Genomic DNA, 18,202 nt, shown 5'->3' on the forward strand with positions numbered 1-18,202 from the left:
GCCGGAAAGAACTCCGGCAGCTTGAAAAAACTCAGGCCTGCTGGATCGCCGAAAGCTGCCAGTCGCCGCCGTTCTGGCGCACGAAGGTCCACAGTTCGGTCGTCTCGGTCGGCTCTTTCGCATCGCCTTCCACAACCTCGCCGGTGGTGCGGTTGCAGGTCACGTCGATCGACTGATAGTTCAGCGCAGCGGTCGCATAGTCGCGATTGCCCTCGCTCCAGCTTTCGGCAATGTCGGCCTGCAGCAGCTGGACGTCGGTCACGTCGTTGCGCACGCCGTTCTGGGCGTTGTCGGCCAGTTCTTCCGAGAGATACGACACCATCTCGGGGGTCACCAGGCGGCGCAGCGCCTTGTGGTCCTCGCGACCGAAGGCTTCCTGCACCTCGGTCAGCAGGCGCTGGAAGGTGTCGAGATCGTCGCCGGATACAGTGATCTCCTGGCTCACGGGCTGCTGCGGTGCTGCGTTGGCGCGGCTGCCGCCAATGTTCGGAATGCTGAACGAGCGGCTGCCGCCATTGGCCTTGCCGCCGTCCTCGGACGGTGACGCATCGCGATAGCTGAAGTTGCCGCCACCAGCGCCAGCCCCCGCACCAGCCATCGCCGGACCGGAATTGACGGCCTGCCGCGAGCGGAAGAAGCGCAGAGCCAGCCAGATGGCGCCGCCGATCAAAAGCACCTGCATCAGCATGCCGAACAGGCCGGCGAGACCGCCGAAGCCCTGGCCCATCAGCATGCCGAACAGGCCGCCCATCAACAGGCCGCCGATCATCGCGCCGCCGAAACCGCCCAGGAAACCGGGACGCTGCGGCGCGGCCGCACCAGGACGGGCGGCATTGGTGGCAGCCGGGTTGGTCGCCTGGCCGGTGTTTGGCGTCATCGAGCGTTCCACCGGAGCAGTCGGCTGCGGCGCGGTGCGCGTCGGCGGCGCCGACTGGAAGGTGCGCGTTCCCCGGCTGCCGAAGCTGCCGCCACGGCGGGCATCGGCGTGGTCGACCGCGACCATCGAGAACGCAAGGAACAGGCCCGCGAAAAGAGTGGCAAAGCGGGTCGTTCGGGACAATTTCATCGGCGGCTCCTCAAAGTGATGTCCGCCCTCATATAATGTCTAACAACTGTAGTGTCAGGGTTCGGGCGTCAAGTTTTGGCGGAATCTTGCGAGATTCCGCCAAAACATTGAATCAAAACGATTTTAACCGCGGCCCGATTGCAGATCATTTACCCGGCAAGCCGCCTGGCGGCCTTTCAAGGGGTTTCGCTCACGCCTTCCAGGCAAAGCCATCTGTGCCTTCGGCCGGGCCAATGGAGCTTCGTCGGGGCCGGGAACTCCTGGTCCTCCAGGCAACCGACCGACACCGAAAGCGCGCCCGTCAGTGCTTCGGCCCGCATGAAGACGACCGATCCGCAGGTGGTGCAGAATGTCTGCTCCAACCATTGTCCCGACGAGCCGGTTCGCCGCCAGGATCTGGTCTCGCCTTCTTGGCTGACGACAGCTGAATCCGCATAGATCGCCCTGTAGGAGAATGCGGCCCCGGTGCATCTCTGGCACTCCATGCAGCTGCACGCATAGACGCGGCGCGGCTCCCCGGCGAGGACGAGTTTCACGTTTCGACAGGAGCAGGTCGCGGTGCGTGTCCTCTCGCCGTCATGCATGCGCCGGCTTCCTCTCCTGCCGTACGGAGCCATTCTGAAACAGCGGGAAAAGCGATGCGAAATCGTCCGTCCCGCTCCCCAGCGAAAGCGCCTTCTGGAAAATCTGATCCATGGCGCGCGGCATGGCCGCGCTGAGGCCGCGCTCCTCGCACGCTTCGAGCAGGTGCCGGAAGGCGCTGTAATGGGCACCCAATGAGGCAAGCGTCGCCTCGTCGCCGGCAAAACGGTGCGCCTTGGTCCGGTCGACAACATCGAACAGCGCGGCATCGACAACCGGCTTAAACGCCGCGAGATGCCCCCTGAAGGTCAGCAGATCGAGCCCCTCGGCCTCGGCGACAGCCATGCCCTGCAGCGTGCCGAAGAGCCCGCCCCACATCTGGGTGAGCAACGCCGTGTCGAGCGCCGAAGCTTGCCCTGGCACCTCCCCGACGTAACTGGTGCCGCCACCGAGCGCGAGGAGCAGGGGCTTGTACCGGTCGTAGACTTCGCGAGAGCCGGAATAGAGCAGCGTCGTCTCGGGCTTGCCGACAAAATCCGGCGTCGCCATGATTGCCCCGTCCAGGTAGCCGGCGCCACGCGCCTCAACCCAACGTGCTTCTTCTCGCGCCAGACGCGGCGAACCGGAGGTGAGCTGTATGATTGCTTTGCCTGACAACGCCGAAGCGACATTGTCGGACCTGAGCAACGTTTTGCTGGCGGCATAATCAAGGACGTTGACGATCACGACCTCAGCCGCCCCGACACCGTCCTCCACCGAAGCGGCCACCTTCGCTCCCAGGGCAGCCAAGGGTTCGGACTTTGCAGCAGTCCGGTTCCAGACCGATGTGGGATAGCCCTGGTCGAGCAATGTACGGACGATGGACGAGCCCATGCGGCCCGCGCCGAGCACGCAGACGTTTGATTTCACGATGATTTCTCCGACAGGCGAATGCCCTCGCAACGAGGGCCGGGTTTATGTTTGGCGCGCGCTCGGTCCGAACATATGTACTGTCACCACGTTGAGAAGTACGCACCTTGAAGTAAGCGACAGGCATCATGACAGGAGCTGCCAAATGAGGCGCAAGGAACCGGACAGCTGCGGTTTTGCTGCCGCGATGCAGGCCATCGGCGGAAAGTGGAAAATAGCGTTGCTGTGGGAACTGCACCTGCGGTCCCACCGCTTTGCCGAACTGCGCCGGCAGTTGCCGGGCGTCAGCGAGAAGATGCTGGCGCAGCAACTGCGCCAGATGGAGGCCGACGGACTCATCAGCCGGCACGCCTATGACGAGGTGCCGCCACGCGTCGAATATTCGATCACGCCGCTGGGCCTGAGCCTGAACGATGCCGTGACGGCGATGTCGACATGGGGAAAGCAGCACGCGAGCTGGAAGGACCAGCGACAGGCAGCCTGACAAACGCGCCGATCATAGCAGGCCGGCGACCAGCCTGCTCCCGGTTGCAAGAGGGTTCCGCTGCGCCGAAGCGTTCAGCGGCTGCGGCCGTCGAACGGAATGCGCTTCAAGCTCGCAAGATCGATCTCTTCAATGCAGCGCACATTGATCGCCGCGGTCTTTTCGCCGCTTGGGCTGACGCCCATGCCGAAAGGCGCGCAGCCGCAGTTCGAGCAAAACATGTGGTCGATCACGTGCTTGTTGAACTTGTAGGTCGCAAGCCGCTCCGGGGGCGTGGTGACGGTCAGTTTCTCGCGCGGCACGAACCACAGAAGATAGCCCTTGCGACTGCAATGCGAGCAATTGCATTCGATGGCGCTTGCCGGTTCGCCCTCCACCTCGAACGACACATTTCCGCAGTGACAGCTTCCCTTGGCCATCTGATGACCTCCCCCTGATGGATTGCAGGCACACGTTACAGGCGCGACCACGCCGAAACAATTGCACCCCGCCAAAGCCCCTCTCGAGGCGAATACCGCATTTTCCTGCCGTTTGGGCCGCTTCAGCCTGTGCTTCGTAACAAAACTGACATGGTCCCGACATTTCAGCTTCATCTCACGGGTCTAGGCCGATCTGAGACAAGGGCGAAAAAGCCCTGACGGGACAGGGAAGCCACGATGCTCGAAATCCGCAACGTCACGCGCCGCTTCGGCAAGAATGTCGCCGTGAACGGTGTCAACCTTCAGATCAAGCCGGGCCAGATGGTCGGCATCATCGGCCGCTCCGGCGCCGGCAAGTCGACCCTGCTCAAGACCATCAACCGCCTGATCGACCCGAGCGAGGGCTCGATCTCCTTCGACGGCACCGAAGTGTCGTCGCTGCGCGGCGCCCAGCTGCGCCGATGGCAGCGCGACTGCGCCATGATCTTCCAGCAGTTCAACCTGGTGCCGCGCCTCGACGTGCTTACCAACGTGCTGCTCGGCCGCCTCAACCATCGCTCGACCGGGCTCAACCTGCTCGGCATCTTTTCCCGTGAGGAGCGCATCCGGGCCATCGCCGCACTCGAACGCCTCGACATCGCCCGCACCGCACTCCAGCCGGCGGGCACGCTGTCGGGCGGCCAGCAGCAGCGCGTCGCCATCGCCCGGGCGCTTATGCAGGAGCCGAAGCTGATCCTCGCCGACGAGCCGATCGCCTCGCTCGACCCCCTCAACGCCAAGGTGGTGATGGACGCGTTGCAGGACATCAACCTGCGCGAAGGCATCACCGTCATCACCAACTTGCACACGCTCGACACCGCCCGCACCTACTGCAACCGCATCATCGGCATGCAGGGCGGCACGGTGGTCTTCGACGGCGCGCCTGAAGACCTCACCATCGACGCCGTCCGCCTCGTTTACGGCGCCGACGCCGACGGCGCCGAGATTTCCGAAGCCATCACCTCGACCAGCATCCGCCCGGTCAAGGTCAGGGTTCCCGCATCCGCCGCACCTCTCGAACCGGCATACGCCCCGGTCTGAGGCCATCAGCGGTCGTCTTGCCCGCGTCAAGGGCCGGCAATCAGCAACCGAAATGACCCAGCAAGGTGCTGGGCCAATCTGGAGACATGTCATGTTCAAGAAAGCACTTCTGGGCGCCGTTTCGCTCGCCGTCCTGGCGATCGGCTCGGCTCATGCCGCAGAACTCAAGGATTTCCGCATCGGCCTGATCGGCGGCGAAAACGAAGCCGACCGCCTGCGCAACTTCCAGTGCCTCGTCGACCAGCTGCCCAAGGCCATCGGCGTCGAGAAGGTGTCGCTGTTCCCGGCCGCCGACTATGACGGCACCATCCAGGGCCTGCTCGGCGGCACGCTCGACTACGCCGAGCTCGGTGCTTCGGGCTATGCCAAGATCTATCTGCAGAACAAGGACGCGGTCGAGCCGATCCTGACCACCGTCCAGACCGACGGCGCCACCGGCTACTACTCGATCATGGTCGCCAAGAAGGATTCGGGCATCACCAAGCTCGAAGACCTCAAGGGCAAGAAGCTCGGCTTCGCCGATCCGGACTCGACCTCGGGCTACCTGATCCCCGTCACCTCGCTGCCCAAGGATCTCGGCGGCACAGCCGTGAAGGACTACTTCGCCGAGACCGGCTTCGGCGGCGGCCATGAGAACCTCGTCCTCGAAGTGCTCAAGGGCACCTTCGACGCCGGCACGACCTTCGGCTCGGGCGTCGGCGAATTCAAGGATGGCTACACCTCGGGCAACCTCAAGAAGATGGTCGACAAGGGCATCCTCGACATGGACGACCTCGTCGAAGTCTGGAAGTCGCCGCTGATCCCGAACGGCCCGATCGTCGTTCGCACCTCGCTCGACGCAGACGTCAAGACCAAGTTCAAGGACTACATGATGAAGCTGCCGCAGACCGATCCGGCCTGCTTCTCGGCTATCCAGGGCGGCGACTTCAAGGGCTTCACCGAAGTCACCCCCGAGTTCTACCAGCCCGTGATCGACGCCCGCAAGGCGCAGATCGGCAGCTAAGCCACAAGGCGACACGGACGCGCCGCGAGGTCTCGCGGCGCGTCCCTTTTTATCCGGAATCGGACGGAACACCATGACAATGCCACTCACGGAAGCCGGCCTCGCGGTCGAGCGCCACTGGCGCGAGCTCGCCAGCCGTCGCCGCCTGCACACCATCGGCGGCCTCATCCTGCTGTTCCTCGCCCTTTCCGGCTCGCTGTGGTTTGCGAACGAGTCCAATGCCGGCAAATTCCTCGACCGGCTGCCGCATCTGTTCGATTTCGTCGACCAGTTGATCCCGCGCGACGGCTTCGAAGTCTGGCGCGCCATGTTCGACCTGCCCTCGCCCTATGCCGACGGCAGCCTGAAGTTCGATTACCCCGATGGCCGGATGTACCTGTTCGGCTCGTTCTACCTGCCCGAATACGTCTACAAGATGCTGGAGACGATCAACATCGCGCTGGTCTCGACGCTGATCGGCTTCGCTTTCGGCTTCCTGCTCTGCTTCCTGGCCGCGTCCAACCTCGTCACCCAGCGCTGGCTGCGTTTCTTCGTCCGCCGCTTCCTCGAAATCCTCCGCGCATTTCCCGAGATCGTCATTGCCGGCTTCTTCCTGGCGGTGCTTTCGATGGGCGCGATCCCGGCGATCATCGCAGTGTCCCTGCACACCATCGGCGCATTGGGAAAGCTGTTCTTCGAAGTGGTCGAGAACGCCGACATGAAGGCTGATGAAGGTTTGCGCGCCGTCGGCGGCAATTGGCCCGAGCGCGTCTGGTCCGGCATCGTGCCGCAGGTGATGCCCAACTTCCTCAGCTATGGCCTGCTGCGCCTCGAGATCAACGTCCGCGCCTCGACCATCATCGGCGCTGTCGGCGGCGGCGGCATCGGCGAGGCGCTGCGCCTGTCGATCAGCCGCAACCACGAAGCCAAGACCATCGCCATCATCATCCTCCTGTTCTGCACCATCGTTGCGGTCGACCAGTTCTCGGCCTGGCTGCGCAAGAAGCTGGTCGGCGAACAGGCCTTCGCCTTCGGTCGCGGAGAATAATCATGACCACCCTTTCCATGACCGAAATGCAGGCAATCGCCGACCGTCATCCCGGCGTCTTCTCGGGTTCCTGGCGCAAGAGCTTGATCGGCTGGGCCGTGGGCGCGGGCATCGTCGCCTATCTCGTCTTCGCCTGGTGGTTTTTCGCCGTCGGCGCGGTGCTTGCCGGCGGCAACTGGGGCATCGCCGGCACTTATCTGGCCGACTGGGTCAGCTACGAGGTCCGGCCGCAGGTCGCCTTCCGTCCTGATCGCCTCGACGTCAGCTATCCGCGCTTCTCGTCCTACCGCGCCGACCGCCACCCCGACTGGCTCGACATCACCCAGCCTGCCAGCGCCACCGTGACAGGCAACAAGGCGCCTGCCGACCGCGTCGTTGCCCATATCGGCTCCGGTACGACAATCGACATCGCGCCTGAGCGTATCGTGGTCAGCCATGGCGGCGAAACGCTCGACGTGGCCGTGGTGCCGCTTCAGAGCATCACCGTCACCGGCACCCTGCCCTCATGGGCCGTCCAGAAGACGCCGGGCGCAAAGATCGTCGCCGATTTCGGCTTTACCGGCAGCGTCCAGATCGACGCCGACGACGTCAAGATCCGCCACCGCTTCCTCGGCTGGGAAAACTTCTTCTTCGACGCCAACTCGCCCTTCTGGGGCAAGTCGACGGGTGAAGTCTGGTCGCTGGTCATGTCGAATGACCGCATCGATCCCAAGATGTCGAACGCCGCGCTCGCCTGGGACAACATCGTCAACAACTCGGAATGGCAGCATGGCGACGTCTGGCTGAAGCTTGCCCAGACCATCGTCATGGCCTTCGTCGGCACGCTGTTTGCAAGCCTGCTCGCCTTCCCCCTCGCCTTCATGGCGGCCCGCAACATCACCCGCAACAGCCTCGTCAATCAGGTGACCAAGCGCTTCTTCGACTTCCTGCGCTCGGTCGACATGCTGATCTGGGCGCTGTTTTTCACCCGCGCCTTCGGCCCCGGCCCCATCGCCGGCATCTCGGCCATCTTCGTCACCGACACTGGCACCTTCGGCAAGCTCTACTCCGAGGCGCTGGAAAACATCGACGACAAGCAGCGTGAAGGCATGCGCTCGGTCGGCGCCTCGCCCGCCTCGGTCCAGCGCTACGGCGTGGTGCCGCAGGTGCTGCCGGTGCTGGTCAGCCAGTCGCTCTATTTCTGGGAATCGAACACGCGCTCGGCCACCATCATCGGCGCCGTCGGCGCCGGCGGCATCGGCCTCAAGCTGTGGGAGGCCATGCGCACCAACTCCGACTGGGAGAACGTCGCCTACATGGTGCTGCTGATCCTGGTGGTTGTGTTCATCTTCGACAATATTTCCACCGCATTGCGCCAGCGGCTGATCGGCACCAAGGCCAGCCACTGAACATCTGTGGCCGGCCTTTGCAAAACTGCGAAAGTCGGCCACTACTTCGTCAAACTGTCACGCAAATCATCTATCGGGCTGTCGTCGAGAGCATGATCCCGAAAAATGGGGACGGTTTTCGCATCAGATCATGCTCCAACAATAAGGTTCAGCCCATTTCGAGCGAAATGGGCAGGAGGAAATCGCGCCATGCGCTACGCCATCTATTTCACGCCCGAGCATGACGATCCGCTGTGCCGTATCGCAGCTGGCTGGCTCGGACGCGATGCGTTTGGAGGCGCGGCGATTCCCGCAAAGGCGCATGGCGAATTGTCGGCCGCCGAGGTTGCGTTCCACACCGCCGCCGCGCGCCGCTACGGCTTCCACGCCACGCTGAAGGCGCCGTTCCGGCTTGCCGACGGCGTCAGCGAAAAGGCGCTGGTCGATGCGGTCGACGCCTTTTCCGCCGGCACCGAACCCTTCGACATTCCGCGCCTGAAGCTCACCCAGATCGACGGCTTCTTCGCCCTCGTCCCGGAAGAGCAGTTGCCCGAACTGAACGATTTCGCAGCGGAAGTGGTAAAAGCCTTCGAACCGCACCGCGCGCCGCTGTCCGACGCCGAGGTTGCCCGCCGCAACCCCGATGCGTTGACGCCCCAGGAATGCCGTTATCTCAGCCAGTGGGGCTATCCATACGTCTTCGACGCCTTCCGTTTTCACATGACCATGACCGGCCGCGTCGCCGCCGAAGAGGCTCTGCGCGTCCGTGCCGCCATCGAACAATGCCTGGGCAACGTGCTCGACAAGCCGGTGCCCGTCGCCGGGCTCGCCATCTTCGTCGAGCCGACCGCCGGCGCCCCCTTCGAGGTGCTGAGCTACCACGCCCTGGGCAAGCAAGCCGAGAGAAAGACCGCCTGAGATGACCGACCTTGTACTGAAAAACGCCCGCATCGTGCTCGCCGACGAGGTGATCGACGGCTCCATCGTCGTCCGCGACGGCAAGATCGCCGAAATCTCGACCGGCCCAAGCGCCATCGGCGAGGACATGGGCGGCGATTTCGTCATCCCGGGCCTTGTCGAGCTGCACACCGATCACCTCGAAGGCCATTACGCGCCGCGCCCGCGCGTGCGCTGGAATCCGATCGCCTCGGTGCTCGCCCATGACGCCCAGGTGGCGACCGCCGGCATCACCACTGTCTTCGACGCGCTGCGCGTCGGCATGGACGAGGATGCGGAGATGGGAGCGGCCGACATGCGCAAGCTGGCCGACGCCATCGAAGACAGCGTGCGCGCCGATCGCGTCCGCGCCGACCACTTCATCCACCTGCGCTGCGAAGTCTCCGCTGCCGACTGCCTCGCCGGCTTCGCCCATTTCGACGGCGACGACCGCGTCAGGCTCGCCTCGCTGATGGACCATGCACCGGGCCAGCGCCAGTTCGTCGATCTCGAGACCTACGCCTACTACTACCAGCGCAAGCTGAAGCTCAACGACGTCGAATTCCAGGCGTTCTGCGACAAGCGCATGGGTGATTCGGCCCGCAATTCGTCACCCAACCGCAATGCCATCTCGGCAGCCTGCCATGCGCGCGGCATCGTTCTGGCGAGCCATGACGACGCCACCTCCGCCCATGTCGACGAGGCGATCGCGCAGGGTATCCGCGTCGCCGAGTTCCCGACCACGCTCGAGGCAGCCAATGCTTCGAAGGGCGCCGGCCTCGGCGTGCTGATGGGCGCGCCCAACGTCATGCGCGGCGCCTCGCATTCGGGCAACGTCTCGGCCCGCACGCTCGCCGAGCAGGGCCTGCTCGACATCCTGTCGTCGGATTACATCCCCTTCAGCCTGATCCAGTCGGCCTTCTTCCTCGGCGAAGTCGTCGAGGGCATCTCGCTGCCGCAGGCGGTCGCCATGGTGTCCAAGAATCCGGCCGATGCGGTGGGCCTCACCGACCGCGGCGTGATCGAGGCCGGCCGCCGCGCCGACCTGGTGCGCGTCCGCGTCGACGAGCATGTGCCTGTGGTCCGCACCGTCTGGCGCGAAGGCCGCCGCGTCGCCTGATTTTCAGCTGCCGTTCAACGAACAAGACGCAGTGCATCCGCCCGGATGCGCTGCGTTTTCGCCTACGAGCCCAGCGCTTCGACGTCGTTGAGGCCGATCAGCGTCTTTTCCATGTCGGGCTCCTCGCCCGAGCAGATGCACAGCATCTCGGCATCGCCCTCGCCCACCGACAGATAGGCATGGCCCATGGTCGAGTCGATGTAGACACTCTCGCCTTCCTTGAGCCGGAGCGGCGCATACTGGTCGGTGTGGAGCTCGATCTCGCCCTTGAGCACGATCAGGAACTCTTCGCCGGCGTGGCGGGTCAGTGGCCCGAATTCTTCGAGTGTACGTGCCCTGGCATTGGCCAGGATCGGCACCATGCGCTTTTTCACCAGATCGGTGGCGAGGTAATAATAGTCGTAGTTGCGGGTCAGCTGGCGCAGCGTGTTGGCCTTTGATGTGACCGAGCGGCGCGTGCGCGCCATTGGTTGCCGGACTGCTCCACTCAGCAACTCGGTCACATGGATGCCCAGCCCGCTGCATATCTGCAGCAGCTTGTCATAGCTCAGCGACATCTGGTCGTTCTCGACCTTGGACAGGGTCGAAACCGCAACGCCGGTCAGGTGACTGACATCCTGCAGCGTCCAACCATGCTGTTTTCTGAGGCTTCGAAGGCAGTCGCCGAGATTGGGCTGTTCCGACATGGACGTCTCCATCATCTGCCTTAGCTATTCCAACTCCACAGCCATCGCAACAATCACCAAGAATTTTCCTATACGCTAAATATTGACCGTATCGGAAATTGATTTTACGAATGGCTATGCAGTCAGACTCCCAAGCCAAAAAAGTCATCGTCATCGGCGGCGGCATCGCCGGCCTCTCCCTCGCTGCCTGCGTGCAGCGATGGGCCGAAGTCACGGTGATCGAACGCGAAACCCAGCTCGGCTACCACGCCAGCGGACGCTCCGCGGCGCTGTTTTCCGAGACCTACGGCAATGCGCTGGTGCGGGCGCTGTCGGTCGCAAGCCGCCAGGCGATCATCGACGGCGGCTTTGTCGAGCACGACCGCGGCGCCGTGCATTTCGGCGGCCCCGACGATGGCGAGACCATCGACCGGATGGCCGAGGAGCAACGCGCCCTGGTGCCGAGCGTGCGCCGGCTGAGCCCCGCCGAGGTCAGCGCGCTCGTTCCCGCCATTGCCCCCGAGCTCACCTGCGGCGGCGTGTTCGAGCCCGACGCCAAGGACATCGACACCGGCAAGATGGTGCAGGCCCAGGCCACGGCCCTCAAGGCAGCCGGCGGCAGGATCGTCACCGGCGCGGACGTGCTCGAAATCAAGCGCACGCCTGATGGCTTCCGCGTCGTCACCGCGTCAGGCATCCATGAGGCCGACATCGTCGTCAACGCCGCGGGCGCCTGGGTCGACGTCATTGCCGAACGTTCGGGACTGTCAGGCCTCGGCTTCAAGCCCAAGCGCCGCACCGCCTTCCTGTTCGACCCGCCCGAAGGCATCGACGCCCGCAAATGGCCGCTGGTGGTCGACCTGCACGAACGCTTCTATTTCAAGCCGGACGCCGGACGGCTGATCGGCTCGCTTGCCGACGAGACCGACACCGAGCCTTGCGATGCCTATCCAGAGGACATCGACATCGCCACCGCCGCCTACAACATCGAGGAAGCCACAGGACTGGCCGTCGGCCGCCCGCAGACGCCCTGGGCCGGCTTGCGCACCTTCTCGCCCGACCGCAGCCCGGTGGCCGGCTTCGATCCGCGCCTGCCCGGCTTCTTCTGGCTCGGAGGCCAGGGCGGCTACGGCTTCCAGGTATCGCTGACGCTGGCACGGCTGTCGTCGTCGCTGATGCACGGCGAGCCCATCCCCGCCGACCTGGCCGATCTCGGCATCAGCTACGGCGCCTTGTCGCCGGAGCGGTTCCTGCAGGCACCTCATGCGTAGCGGAAACGCCACGAGGTTTGACACGATCCATTCCGCAATCGGTTGGCGCGGGGGAGGAGAACCACCGCGCGGTTACGTCAACTTGAAACACCATCAGGAAACTCCGCGATGAAATCCTTGGGTATTTTGCGTACGGCGCTTGTCGCCTCGACCATCCTTTTCGCCGGCCAGGCCTATGCCAAGACGCTGGTCTACTGCTCGGAGGCGAGCCCCGAAACTTTCAACCCGATGCTGACGGTGGCGGACTCGACCATGGACGCCGCAGCCAAGACGATCTTCAATCGCCTCGTCGAGTTCAAGCCGGGCACCACTGAAGTCGGGCCCGCGCTGGCAGAGAAATGGGACGTGTCGGAAGACGGCAAGGTCTACACCTTCCATCTGCGCAAGGGCGTGAAGTTCCACTCCAACGAGACTTTCACCCCGACCCGCGACTTCAACGCCGACGACGTGCTCTACACCTTTAACCGCCAGCGCGACGCCAACAATCCGTACCACAAGCTGGCAAACGGCACCTACGAGTACTTCAACGGTCTCGGCATGGGCTCGATGATCGCAAACATCGAGAAGGTCGACGACTACACGGTGCGCTTCACACTGAACGAGGCGAACGTCACCTTCCTCGCAGGCATAGCGCTCGACTACCTCTCCATCCTGTCGCTCGAACAGACCGAAAAGATGGTCGCCGCCGGCACGCCCGATGTCATCGAGCAGCACCCGGTCGGCACCGGTCCGTTCATCCTGCAGGCCTACCAGCAGGACGCCCAGATCCGTTATGTCGCCAACAAGGACTACTGGAACGGCGCCCCCAAGATCGACACGCTGATCTTCGCCATCACGCCGGAGCCGGTCGTCCGCGTCACCCGCGTCAAGGCCAACGAGTGCCAGGTCGCGGCCCCGCCGCCGGCGGCAGCCCTTGCCGAACTCAAGGACAATCCCGACATCGACATTCTCAGCCAGCCGGGCCAGAACATCGGCTCCGTCGGCTTCAACACCGAGCACAAGCCGCTGGGCGACGTGCGCGTGCGCACCGCACTTGCCAAGGCGATCAACCGGCAGGCAATCGTCGAGGCGGTCTACCAGGGCGCAGGCAGCCTCGCCGGCAGCATGGTGCCGCCGATGCAGCTGGGTGCGGTCACTGATGCGGCCATCGACTACGATCCGGAAGGCGCCAGGAAGCTGCTTCAGGAAGCAGGCCTCGACGCCGGCACCAACATCAAGCTCTGGGCCATGCCGGTCTCGCGGCCCTACAACCCCAACGCCCGCCGCATGGCCGAGATGATCCAGGCCGACTGGGCCGCCGTCGGCGTGAAGTCCGAGGTCGTCACCTTCGAGTGGGGCGAGTATCTGACCCGCACCGGCAAGGGCGAGCACGACGCCTATCTGCTCGGCGGCTCGAGCGACAATGGCGATCCCGACAACATGCTGTCCTTCTCGTTTGCCTGCGACGGCGTGAAGGGCGGCTCGAACCGTTCGCGCTGGTGCAACCCCGAGTTCGACAAGCTGCTCGCGGCCGGCCGCGTCACGTCCGACCCCGAGAAGCGCGCCGAAATCTACCGCAAGGCGCAGGCGATCCTGAAGGCCGAGGTGCCGGAAGCGCCAATCGCCCACTCGGTGGTCTCGATCCCGGTGCGCAAGAGCGTGCTCAACTACGTGATGGATCCGTTCGGCCGGCAGAACTTCGCCGCCGTCGACATCGCCGAATAAGGCGACAGGAACCGGAGGGCAGACCGTAATGCTTGAAAAACTGAACCGTCTGCTCGAAGCCTACCGCGCCGATGGCGCGGTAGGCGCCTCCCTCGCCTTCTCGCTTGGCGATGGCGACACGATCACCGTCACGTCGGGTCTTGCCGACAGGGCGACGGGCGCGCCTGTCACGCCGGACCGGCTGTTCAAGATCGGCAGCTGCACCAAGACCTTCGTGGCGGCAGCACTGATGAAGCTGGTCGAGGACGGCAAGGCCGAACTCGATGCACCCATATCGAGCTGGTTCCCCGACCTGCCGCGATCGGGCGAAGTGACGGTGCTTCAACTGGTCAACCATCGCGGTGGCCTGCCGGAATTCGAATACGACATCCCGATGGACCCGAGCCGCAGCTGGACGCCGGCGCAGCTGGTCGAGCTTGCCTTCGGCGTCGGCGGCCAGACGGCCCCGGGCGGCCCTGCCGTCTACAACAACACCGGCTATGTGCTGGCCGGCATGCTGATCGAGGCGGCATCGGGCCTCACGCTGGGCGAATATGTGCGAAGGAAAGTGCTCGAGCCGCTTGGCCTCAAGGACACCTGGTCGCCGGCAACGGAAAGCTTCCCGGAAGCGCGCATGGTCAGGGGCTATTACCATCGGCCGAAGCCAGCCACGGGCGCCAGCTCGGCACTGGCCGAGGGCGGCGAGATGTGGCGCATGGACGGCGTGCTGCCCTATTCCGACGCGTTGCAGGATTCTTCCGACAGCTTCCCCTACTCGGGCGCCTATGGCTGCGGCGACATGGTCGCGACGCCAAGCGATCTCGTCGGCTTCATGAAAGGGCTGTTCGACGGCCGGCTGCTGCCTGCTCCGCTGCTCGTCACCATGAAGGACGGCCGCACCAAGGTGAGCTATCCCGGCACGCGCCTGCGCGAAACCGGCGCCGGGCTCATCGCCAGCGAATATGCCGGGCGCCTCGTTCTCGGCCACCAGGGCAGCATCCCGGGCTACGTCACCGTCATGGAACATGACCCCGTGTCCCGGCTGACCATTGCCATGACCAGCAATGCCGGCTCGGGCAACAGGCTGTCCTTCTATGCCAGTGGCATCCACCCGGTCGTCGACCGGGCCATCGGGATCATCCTGCAGGAAATCTAGGACGTTCAGACGCCGAGGCTGGCGGCCACCTGGCGCAGGTCGATGACCAGCTCGGATGTCACCTCCAGCGCGCGGTCTTCGCGCGCTGGAGCTTCATTTGCCGGCCGGTGCGCGGCAATCGCCTCGTCGCGTGCGTGGATCAGCGTCGCGATCTCGTCGCGGAACAGCGCGAACGCCGCCGCCAGCCAGCGATTGACCAGATAGGACGACCGGGCGAAATGCGGGTCGAAGCGCGGCAAAAGCGCGATCGTGCCCTCCGCATCGAGCCACTCATCGCCGACCACCCACTGGTTGACGGTGAACAGCCTGAGCAGGCGGCCATAAGGATCGACACCGATCGCCGCGAGGTGATGAACCGGCCCGCCCGCTCCGTTGGGTCGCACGAAGCAATGGAAATGCCCATGCTCGGCCAGACCTTCCTGCGGCGGATGGCTGTGGTAGTACCATTGCGCGCCCGTCTCCGGATCGAACACGTCGCCCGCGGGAAAGTGCTCCCAGACGGCAACGGACTTGGCGTCGCGCAGCGTCTCGAGCAGCACGTTGCTGCCCGACTTGGCCAGCACATGCTCGCAGAACAGCGCCTGCCGGGCGGCTTCAGATCTGTTGACGTCCATGGCGAGCCTCCAGGGCCGTAACTTGGCCTATTGCGGCTGAGCCGCGCAAGGTGAGGCCGCCGGTGCCGCAGCACAGGGCGAAGCTACGGCACAAGGTGCGGCGGCGGCCGGGGCAGGAGCCGCCGAGCATGGAGAAGCCGCCGAACATGGCGACGCGGCACATGGCGCCGCCGCAGCGCAGGGCGAGGCAGCCGAACAGGGCGCCGCCGCAGCGCAGGGCGAGTTGGCCGCGCACGGATTTCCAGCCGCGCCCGGATTTCCAGCCGCGCAAGGCGTTGCCGGCGCGCTCGCCGCCGGTGCCGGTTTGGCCGCAGCGAAACGATAATGGTCGACCGCAACGGCCGACGTGGCGGCGAGAAAAGCCGTGCCGAACAGGAGGGTATTGCGCGCGCTCATTTCTTGAACCCATCGAGACCGAACAGCGGACGCAGCGCGACACCGCCAAGACTGCCGACAAAGGCGGAGGCGAACCACAGCCAGCCATGCACGCTGCCCGAGGCGATGCCCGAAAACAGCGCCCCGACATTGCAGCCGAAGGACAGCCGCGCGCCGTAGCCCATCAGCACGCCGCCGATGGCAGCCGCGAGGAACGAGGCGAAGGGCACATGCACCTTGGGCGCGAACTTGCCGGCGAGGCCTGCGGCGAGTGCCGCACCCAGGATGATTCCGAAATTCATCACCGAGGTGACGTCGGCGAGCACGCTGGAGCCCAGCGCCTTGGCCGGCCCCGGCCAGTTCCAGAACGCCCAGGTCTCGACCGGAACGCCGACCGCCTGCGCCGCCTTGGCGCCCCACAGGCCGAAACCGAAGGTCACCGACCAGGGATGGCCTGCAGTGACCAGCGTTGCGATGTTGAGCCCGGCGAGCAGAAGCCCCGCTCCGATCAGCGGCCACGGGCCATGCAGCAAGCGGGCGATACCCTGGCGCGGCGCGGGCTTTGTCTTCTCGATGCTGCCATGGGCCCGGCGCTCGACCAGCACGGTGAGACCGGCGACGGCGGCAAGACCGACGAGCGTCACTGTCACCCCGCCCGGCACGCCAAGTGTCCTGCCGAGGCTGATCTCTGGCAGCGCCGGCAGCGCCAGCCACCACGGCAAATGCGCGGTGCCGATGACCGCGCCGACAATGAAGAAGACCAGCGTCACCAGCATGCGCGAGCTGCCGCCGCCGACGGTAAACAGCGTGCCCGAACCACAACCGCCGCCGAGCTGCATGCCAAGTCCGAACATTGTGGCCCCGACCAGCACCGACACGCCGACCGGCGCAAAGGCGCCGACAAGCGCCTGGCCGTTGAAGCTGCCGAGCGACAGAAGCGGGATGAACACGACCGCTGCCGCCGCGATCATCAGCATCTGGGCGCGGATGGCATTACCGCGCTTTTCGACGACGAAGCGGCGCCACCCGCCGGTAAAGCCGAAGGAGGCATGGTAGAGCGTCAGGCCGAGCAGGCCGCCGATCGCGAACAGCAACGCCTGGCGCGTGTCGATCGCCTGGCCGATGGCGAGCGCACCAAGGATCAAGGCAAGCCCGACAAAGACGACGGGGCCCTTGTCGAGATTGACGCCAGCGACAGACGCCGGCGCGGTGGCATTTATCTCAGTCATTTCAGGCCAGTCATTTCAGGTCGATATGGGAAAATCCGGAGGGCCAAGCGTGGCCGCTTCAAACGAAGATGTCCAGGATTGCTCCTGGACATCCGCAATTCGGGCCGGCCCTTCAGGCAATCAGTTGCCGGGCTGCACGGGACGTGCCGGATCGGCTGCCCACCCGGCCATCGAGCCGTCATACATCTTGGTATTCTTGTTGCCTTCGACCTCGCTCAGGCCGAACCACACGACTGAAGCCCAGTGGCCGGTGTTGCAGAAGGCGATGTTCTGCTCGTCCTTGCCAAGGCCGACCGACTGCGACAGGCTGCCGACCGTCTCCTTCGAGGCGAACGAAGCCTTGTCGGCGTCATAGAGCTTGGTGTTTTCGAGGTTCTTCGAGCCGGGGATGGTGCCGGCAACGCGGACGACCGGGCTCTTGGCCTCGCCCTTGAACTGCGCGGCCGGGCGGCCGTCGATCAGCTTGATGCCTTCGGCGCGGGCCTTCTCGACATCGGCAGTCGTGGCCAGCAGTTCCTTCTTCAGCTCACCCTTGAAGGCGACCGCGGCGGGTTTAGCGACATCGGTCGCGACTTCACCGCCGGAAGCTTCCCAGGCCCGCGCACCGCCGTCGAGGATCGACACGGCGTCGTGGCCCAGAACCTTGAAGGTCCAGTAGACGCGGGTGGCGCCGCCGAATTCGGAGGAGTCGGTGCCGTTCGGCACGATGACGACATGGCTGTCATTGCCGACGCCAAGGTCGCCGATGGTCTTGGTTATGGTCTCCAGCGGCGGCAGCATGCCGGGAACGCCGTTCACTTCGGCGCGCCAGCCGGCGGTCGAATAAGGAGCGCTGACGGCACCCGGAACGTGACCCTTGGCATAGGGATTGGCGCCATCCTTGGCCGCGTCACGCACGTCGATCACGACCAGGCTCTTGTTGCCGAGATGCGACTTGAGCCAGGCGGCGTCGACCAGCGGCTGGTCGGTCAGGCGCTCGGCCTGGGCACCGGTGGCAAAGGCAAGTGCGGCACCCAGAGCCGCAGCAACGAGGGAAAAGCGCATCGGCCACTCCTGAAAAAAGATTCCAAATACAACAGTCGGTAGCCTTTATAGGATGGCCAGCACCGCCGAGCACGGTAAGCCGCTGCTAATTTCCGGATTGTTTCGGAAGGCAATTCTCTCTATCGCCAAGAGTGTGGAATTTCATTCCAATCCGCCTGCGGCTTCAACGACC

General features: G+C 64.7%; 19 protein-coding genes. 10 read left to right on the plus strand and 9 right to left on the minus strand.

Features of this window, described 5'->3' with window-relative positions:
* Nucleotides 1-31 precede the first annotated feature (31 nt).
* The 3 genes from B015_RS0118300 to B015_RS0118310 all read right to left on the minus strand — a co-directional run bounded on the left by B015_RS0118300 (nucleotide 32) and on the right by B015_RS0118310 (nucleotide 2,557).
* Nucleotides 32-1,066 carry a Tim44 domain-containing protein gene (locus tag B015_RS0118300; RefSeq protein WP_018429184.1) on the minus strand — a complete coding sequence of 345 codons (1,035 nt, stop codon included), beginning with the start codon at nucleotides 1,064-1,066 and terminating at the stop codon, nucleotides 32-34.
* 176 nt (nucleotides 1,067-1,242) lie between these two features.
* Nucleotides 1,243-1,683, minus strand: a complete 441-nt coding sequence (locus tag B015_RS0118305; protein ID WP_343122996.1) for a GFA family protein — start codon at nucleotides 1,681-1,683, stop codon at nucleotides 1,243-1,245.
* Nucleotides 1,643-2,557 (minus strand): NAD(P)-dependent oxidoreductase, encoded by a 915-nt coding sequence (locus tag B015_RS0118310; protein ID WP_040456307.1) that lies wholly within the window; start codon nucleotides 2,555-2,557, stop codon nucleotides 1,643-1,645. Before B015_RS0118310 ends, B015_RS0118305 begins: the two co-directional genes overlap by 41 nt.
* Nucleotides 2,558-2,702: 145 nt before the next feature.
* On the opposite strand from B015_RS0118310, the gene B015_RS0118315 reads away from it, so the two are divergent.
* Nucleotides 2,703-3,041, plus strand: coding sequence for a helix-turn-helix domain-containing protein (locus tag B015_RS0118315; protein ID WP_018429187.1), 339 nt, complete (start codon nucleotides 2,703-2,705; stop codon nucleotides 3,039-3,041).
* Nucleotides 3,042-3,115: 74 nt separating this feature from the next.
* On the opposite strand, the gene B015_RS0118320 is transcribed toward B015_RS0118315, so the two are convergent.
* Nucleotides 3,116-3,460: a GFA family protein gene (locus B015_RS0118320; RefSeq protein ID WP_018429188.1), complete on the minus strand. Its 345-nt coding sequence runs from the start codon at nucleotides 3,458-3,460 to the stop codon at nucleotides 3,116-3,118.
* A gap of 237 nt (nucleotides 3,461-3,697) precedes the next feature.
* On the opposite strand from B015_RS0118320, the gene phnC reads away from it, so the two are divergent.
* The 6 genes from phnC (at nucleotide 3,698) to B015_RS0118350 (ending at nucleotide 9,993) form a co-directional block, all read left to right on the plus strand.
* Nucleotides 3,698-4,540, plus strand: a complete 843-nt coding sequence (gene phnC, locus B015_RS0118325) for a phosphonate ABC transporter ATP-binding protein (RefSeq protein WP_018429189.1) — start codon at nucleotides 3,698-3,700, stop codon at nucleotides 4,538-4,540.
* A gap of 91 nt (nucleotides 4,541-4,631) precedes the next feature.
* Nucleotides 4,632-5,543: a phosphonate ABC transporter substrate-binding protein gene (gene phnD / locus B015_RS0118330; protein ID WP_018429190.1), complete on the plus strand. Its 912-nt coding sequence runs from the start codon at nucleotides 4,632-4,634 to the stop codon at nucleotides 5,541-5,543.
* Between the two features lie 73 nt (nucleotides 5,544-5,616).
* Nucleotides 5,617-6,570: a phosphonate ABC transporter, permease protein PhnE gene (gene phnE / locus B015_RS0118335; protein WP_026227447.1), complete on the plus strand. Its 954-nt coding sequence runs from the start codon at nucleotides 5,617-5,619 to the stop codon at nucleotides 6,568-6,570.
* Between the two features lie 2 nt (nucleotides 6,571-6,572).
* Nucleotides 6,573-7,958 (plus strand): phosphonate ABC transporter, permease protein PhnE, encoded by a 1,386-nt coding sequence (phnE, locus tag B015_RS0118340; RefSeq protein ID WP_018429192.1) that lies wholly within the window; start codon nucleotides 6,573-6,575, stop codon nucleotides 7,956-7,958.
* Nucleotides 7,959-8,147: 189 nt separating this feature from the next.
* On the plus strand, nucleotides 8,148-8,855 hold the full coding sequence (locus B015_RS0118345; RefSeq protein WP_018429193.1) for a DUF1045 domain-containing protein: 708 nt from the start codon (nucleotides 8,148-8,150) through the stop codon (nucleotides 8,853-8,855).
* 1 nt (nucleotide 8,856) lies between these two features.
* Nucleotides 8,857-9,993 (plus strand): alpha-D-ribose 1-methylphosphonate 5-triphosphate diphosphatase, encoded by a 1,137-nt coding sequence (locus B015_RS0118350; protein WP_018429194.1) that lies wholly within the window; start codon nucleotides 8,857-8,859, stop codon nucleotides 9,991-9,993.
* Between the two features lie 62 nt (nucleotides 9,994-10,055).
* Here the strand turns inward: B015_RS0118350 and B015_RS0118355 are convergent, their stop codons facing one another.
* Nucleotides 10,056-10,679 carry an XRE family transcriptional regulator gene (locus B015_RS0118355; RefSeq protein WP_051091979.1) on the minus strand — a complete coding sequence of 208 codons (624 nt, stop codon included), beginning with the start codon at nucleotides 10,677-10,679 and terminating at the stop codon, nucleotides 10,056-10,058.
* Between the two features lie 116 nt (nucleotides 10,680-10,795).
* On the opposite strand from B015_RS0118355, the gene B015_RS0118360 reads away from it, so the two are divergent.
* From B015_RS0118360 to B015_RS0118370, 3 genes are all read left to right on the plus strand, one after another.
* Complete coding sequence (locus B015_RS0118360) at nucleotides 10,796-11,929, plus strand: FAD-binding oxidoreductase (RefSeq protein WP_018429196.1); 1,134 nt, start codon at nucleotides 10,796-10,798, stop codon at nucleotides 11,927-11,929.
* 108 nt (nucleotides 11,930-12,037) lie between these two features.
* Nucleotides 12,038-13,633 (plus strand): ABC transporter substrate-binding protein, encoded by a 1,596-nt coding sequence (locus B015_RS0118365; RefSeq protein WP_026227450.1) that lies wholly within the window; start codon nucleotides 12,038-12,040, stop codon nucleotides 13,631-13,633.
* A gap of 28 nt (nucleotides 13,634-13,661) precedes the next feature.
* Nucleotides 13,662-14,768, plus strand: coding sequence for a serine hydrolase domain-containing protein (locus B015_RS0118370; RefSeq protein WP_018429198.1), 1,107 nt, complete (start codon nucleotides 13,662-13,664; stop codon nucleotides 14,766-14,768).
* A 5-nt stretch (nucleotides 14,769-14,773) separates the two neighbouring features.
* On the opposite strand, the gene B015_RS0118375 is transcribed toward B015_RS0118370, so the two are convergent.
* The 4 genes from B015_RS0118375 to B015_RS0118390 form a co-directional block, all read right to left on the minus strand.
* Nucleotides 14,774-15,382: a hypothetical protein gene (locus tag B015_RS0118375; protein ID WP_018429199.1), complete on the minus strand. Its 609-nt coding sequence runs from the start codon at nucleotides 15,380-15,382 to the stop codon at nucleotides 14,774-14,776.
* Complete coding sequence (locus B015_RS0118380; RefSeq protein WP_018429200.1) at nucleotides 15,363-15,617, minus strand: hypothetical protein; 255 nt, start codon at nucleotides 15,615-15,617, stop codon at nucleotides 15,363-15,365. Before B015_RS0118380 ends, B015_RS0118375 begins: the two co-directional genes overlap by 20 nt.
* Before the next feature lie 157 nt (nucleotides 15,618-15,774).
* Nucleotides 15,775-16,986 carry a YeeE/YedE family protein gene (locus tag B015_RS0118385; protein ID WP_018429201.1) on the minus strand — a complete coding sequence of 404 codons (1,212 nt, stop codon included), beginning with the start codon at nucleotides 16,984-16,986 and terminating at the stop codon, nucleotides 15,775-15,777.
* 120 nt (nucleotides 16,987-17,106) lie between these two features.
* On the minus strand, nucleotides 17,107-18,030 hold the full coding sequence (locus tag B015_RS0118390; RefSeq protein WP_018429202.1) for a sulfurtransferase: 924 nt from the start codon (nucleotides 18,028-18,030) through the stop codon (nucleotides 17,107-17,109).
* Nucleotides 18,031-18,202: the final 172 nt, after the last annotated feature.

It is taken from the genome of Hoeflea sp. 108 (genome assembly GCF_000372965.1).
In the GTDB taxonomy this organism is placed as follows: Bacteria; Pseudomonadota; Alphaproteobacteria; order Rhizobiales; family Rhizobiaceae; genus Aminobacter.

Bases quoted from the DNA above. Each gene is read 5' to 3' on its own strand.
- B015_RS0118320 (WP_018429188.1), bottom strand. From the start codon at position 3,460: ATGGCCAAGGGAAGCTGTCACTGCGGAAATGTGTCGTTCGAGGTGGAG.
- B015_RS0118360 (WP_018429196.1), top strand. From the start codon at position 10,796: ATGCAGTCAGACTCCCAAGCCAAAAAAGTCATCGTCATCGGCGGCGGC.
- B015_RS0118365 (WP_026227450.1), top strand. From the start codon at position 12,038: ATGAAATCCTTGGGTATTTTGCGTACGGCGCTTGTCGCCTCGACCATC.
- phnE (WP_026227447.1), top strand. From the start codon at position 5,617: ATGACAATGCCACTCACGGAAGCCGGCCTCGCGGTCGAGCGCCACTGG.
- B015_RS0118375 (WP_018429199.1), bottom strand. From the start codon at position 15,382: ATGGACGTCAACAGATCTGAAGCCGCCCGGCAGGCGCTGTTCTGCGAG.
- phnC (WP_018429189.1), top strand. From the start codon at position 3,698: ATGCTCGAAATCCGCAACGTCACGCGCCGCTTCGGCAAGAATGTCGCC.
- B015_RS0118350 (WP_018429194.1), top strand. From the start codon at position 8,857: ATGACCGACCTTGTACTGAAAAACGCCCGCATCGTGCTCGCCGACGAG.
- B015_RS0118300 (WP_018429184.1), bottom strand. From the start codon at position 1,066: ATGAAATTGTCCCGAACGACCCGCTTTGCCACTCTTTTCGCGGGCCTG.
- B015_RS0118305 (WP_343122996.1), bottom strand. From the start codon at position 1,683: ATGGCTCCGTACGGCAGGAGAGGAAGCCGGCGCATGCATGACGGCGAG.
- B015_RS0118355 (WP_051091979.1), bottom strand. From the start codon at position 10,679: ATGTCGGAACAGCCCAATCTCGGCGACTGCCTTCGAAGCCTCAGAAAA.
- B015_RS0118370 (WP_018429198.1), top strand. From the start codon at position 13,662: ATGCTTGAAAAACTGAACCGTCTGCTCGAAGCCTACCGCGCCGATGGC.
- B015_RS0118345 (WP_018429193.1), top strand. From the start codon at position 8,148: ATGCGCTACGCCATCTATTTCACGCCCGAGCATGACGATCCGCTGTGC.
- phnE (WP_018429192.1), top strand. From the start codon at position 6,573: ATGACCACCCTTTCCATGACCGAAATGCAGGCAATCGCCGACCGTCAT.
- B015_RS0118315 (WP_018429187.1), top strand. From the start codon at position 2,703: ATGAGGCGCAAGGAACCGGACAGCTGCGGTTTTGCTGCCGCGATGCAG.
- B015_RS0118385 (WP_018429201.1), bottom strand. From the start codon at position 16,986: ATGACTGAGATAAATGCCACCGCGCCGGCGTCTGTCGCTGGCGTCAAT.
- phnD (WP_018429190.1), top strand. From the start codon at position 4,632: ATGTTCAAGAAAGCACTTCTGGGCGCCGTTTCGCTCGCCGTCCTGGCG.
- B015_RS0118390 (WP_018429202.1), bottom strand. From the start codon at position 18,030: ATGCGCTTTTCCCTCGTTGCTGCGGCTCTGGGTGCCGCACTTGCCTTT.